The 2644-nt window shown below is 70.6% G+C and carries 2 protein-coding genes, 1 rRNA gene and 1 pseudogene; 1 reads left to right on the top strand and 3 read right to left on the bottom strand.

All coding sequences use genetic code 11. The features are described 5' to 3' along the window. The first annotated feature begins 1 nt into the window (after position 1). Positions 2 to 118: ribosomal RNA gene (gene rrf / locus G6048_RS47635) — 5S ribosomal RNA — on the top strand. A 47-nt stretch (positions 119 to 165) separates the two neighbouring features. On the opposite strand, the gene G6048_RS47630 is transcribed toward rrf, so the two are convergent. The 3 genes and pseudogenes from G6048_RS47630 to G6048_RS47620 all read right to left on the bottom strand — a co-directional run. Beyond that, positions 166 to 1476 carry a DUF58 domain-containing protein gene (locus G6048_RS47630; protein ID WP_165345830.1) on the bottom strand — a complete coding sequence of 437 codons (1311 nt, stop codon included), beginning with the start codon at positions 1474 to 1476 and terminating at the stop codon, positions 166 to 168. Then, positions 1476 to 2465, bottom strand: coding sequence for an AAA family ATPase (locus tag G6048_RS47625; RefSeq protein ID WP_206343024.1), 990 nt, complete (start codon positions 2463 to 2465; stop codon positions 1476 to 1478). The genes G6048_RS47630 and G6048_RS47625 overlap by 1 nt, the downstream gene beginning before the upstream one ends. Then, positions 2465 to 2644: pseudogene (locus G6048_RS47620) on the bottom strand (DUF4350 domain-containing protein); the annotation flags it as partial. The pseudogene G6048_RS47620 and the gene G6048_RS47625, both read right to left, overlap by 1 nt.

Genomic DNA, 2644 nt, shown 5'->3' with positions numbered 1-2644 from the left:
TTTCGGTGGTCATAGCGTGAGGGAAACGCCCGGTTACATTCCGAACCCGGAAGCTAAGCCTTACAGCGCCGATGGTACTGCAGGGGGGACCCTGTGGGAGAGTAGGACACCGCCGAACAAATATTGAGAAATCCCCCGTGCCATTCGGCACGGGGGATTTTTGCGTTAAAGGCGTCCCGCTGCCTTGAGGGCCAGATAAGCGTCCGCCAAAGCCGGAGGAAGATCGTTCGGTGTCGCGTCCACGACTGTGACGCCGTGGCGGGTGAGTTGCTCGGCGGTGCGATGGCGTTCTGTTTGCGCCTGGGCTGCTGCGGCGGCCTCGTACACGGCATCGGTATTTCCCCTTGCCGTGGCCATGTGCTCTATGTGCGGGTCGGCCACTGAGGCAACCAGGACTGTATGGCGCTGGGTGAGGCGGGAGAGTACGGGAAGCAGGCCTTCCTCGATGGGGGCCGCGTCGAGGCTGGTGAGGAGCACGATCAGGGAACGGCGTGGGGCGGTGCGGAGGGCGGTGGCGGTGAGGCCGCGTGCGTCCGTCTCGATGAGTTCCGGTTCGAGGCGGGCCATGGCGTTCACCAGGGAGGGGAGGACATCGCCTGCGGCTCGGCCCTGCACCTGGGCGCGTACCCGGCGGTCGTACGCGAGGAGGTCTACGCGGTCGCCGGCCCTGGAGGCGAGGGCGGCCAGGAGCAGGGCCGCGTCCATGGAGGCGTCGAGGCGTGGGGCGTCACCCACGCGGCCCGCCGAGGTACGGCCGGTGTCGAGGACCAGCAGGATGTGGCGGTCGCGTTCGGGGCGCCAGGTGCGTACAGCGACCGTGGTTTGCCGGGCGGTGGCGCGCCAGTCGATGGAGCGGGTGTCGTCCCCGGGGACGTACTCGCGGAGGCTGTCGAATTCTGTGCCCTCGCCGCGGGTCAGGGCGCTGGTGCGGCCGTCGAGTTCGCGGAGGCGGGCCAGCTTTGACGGGAGGTGCTTGCGGCTGGTGAACGGGGGCAGGACACGTACGGTCCAGGGGACGTTGTGAGTGCCCTGGCGGGCGAGGAGGCCGAGAGGGCCGTATGAGCGGATCGTGACGCGGTCTGCCTGGCGGTCGCCGCGGCGGGTGGGGCGCAGATGGGTCGTGCTGCGGCGGCGTTCGCCCGGGGGGATCGTCAGTCGGTGACGCGATGCGGTGACTTCCGTGCCGGGCTGCCAGCTGCTGGGTGGCCAGGCGTCGCGGATGCGGGCGCGTAGGGGGCGGGCGGTCGGGTTGGTGACTGTGAGGGTGACGTCGGCGGCTTCGCCGAGACGTACCGAGGTGTCTCCGGAGCGGGTCAGGCCGAGGCGGCGTACGGGCGCGGCCAGGGCGAAGTCGCAGGCGCAGGCGAGGGCCAGGGGGATGTTCACGGCGAGGATGCCCGTCCAGCCGGGTGCCCAGATGCCGACGGGGAGGGTGCCGAGGGCCGCGAGGAGGGCGGCGCGTCCGGTGAGTGCCATCAGCGGGGTACGGGGACGTGGGCGAGGATCGCGTTGATCACGGAGTCGGCCGTCACGCCTTCCATCTCGGCCTCGGGGCGGAGTGCCACCCGGTGGCGGAGGGTGGGGAGCGCGAGGGCTTTTACGTCGTCGGGGATGACGTAGTCGCGGCCGGTCAGCCAGGCCCAGGCGCGGGCGGTGGCCAGGAGTGCCGTCGCGCCGCGGGGGGAGACGCCGAGGCTGAGGGACGGGGATTCGCGGGTGGCGCGGCAGATGTCCACTACGTACCCGGTGATTTCGGGAGATACCCCTGTCTTGCCGACGGCCGCGCGGGCGGCTTCCAGGGCGGCCGGGTCGGCTACGGGGCGTACGCCGGCGGCGCGCAGGTCACGCGGGTTGAAGCCCTCGGCGTGGCGGGTGAGGACGTTGATCTCGTCCTGGCGGGAGGGCAGCGGGATCGTCAGCTTGAGGAGGAAACGGTCCAGCTGGGCTTCGGGGAGGGGGTATGTGCCCTCGTATTCGACGGGGTTCTGCGTTGCGGCGACCAGGAAGGGTTCGGGGAGGGGGCGCGCGGTGCCGTCGACCGTGACCTGGCGCTCTTCCATCGCCTCGAGGAGCGAGGACTGGGTCTTGGGCGGAGTGCGGTTGATCTCGTCGGCGAGCAGGAGGTTGGTGAAGACCGGGCCGGGCTGGAAGGAGAACTCGGCGGAGCGGGTGTCGTAGACGAGGGAGCCTGTGACGTCGCTGGGCATCAGGTCCGGTGTGAACTGGACGCGCTTGGTGTCGAGTTCGAGGGCGGCTGCGAGGGCGCGTACGAGCAGCGTTTTGGCGACCCCGGGGACTCCTTCGAGCAAGACGTGGCCGCGGCAGAGGAGTGCGACGACGAGGCCGGTCACGGCGGGGTCCTGGCCGACCACGGCTTTGGCGATCTCGGCGCGCAGGGCCTCCAGGGAGGCCAGGGCGGCGCCCGGATCCCTGGTGTCCGCGGCGTTGTCAGTGGTCGGGTCCATCATGGACGGCGTACCTCTCTTTCGAGGGCGTCGAGTTGGTCGGCGAGGTGGATGAGGGCTGCGTCGTCGCGGGGCGGCGGGCCGAAGAGAAGGGAGTGCGGGGATGACTGTCCGTCGCCGTGGAGGCGAGTGGACAGGGCGGGGAGCAGGGCTTCGGGCGCGTGCGCCTGGGTGGGGGA

Source organism: Streptomyces ureilyticus, assembly GCF_011045025.1.
GTDB classification, from domain to species: Bacteria; Actinomycetota; Actinomycetes; order Streptomycetales; family Streptomycetaceae; genus Streptomyces; species Streptomyces ureilyticus.
The sequence above is the reverse complement of the archived record's forward strand: the minus strand, read 5'-3'. Positions and strand labels throughout refer to the sequence as shown.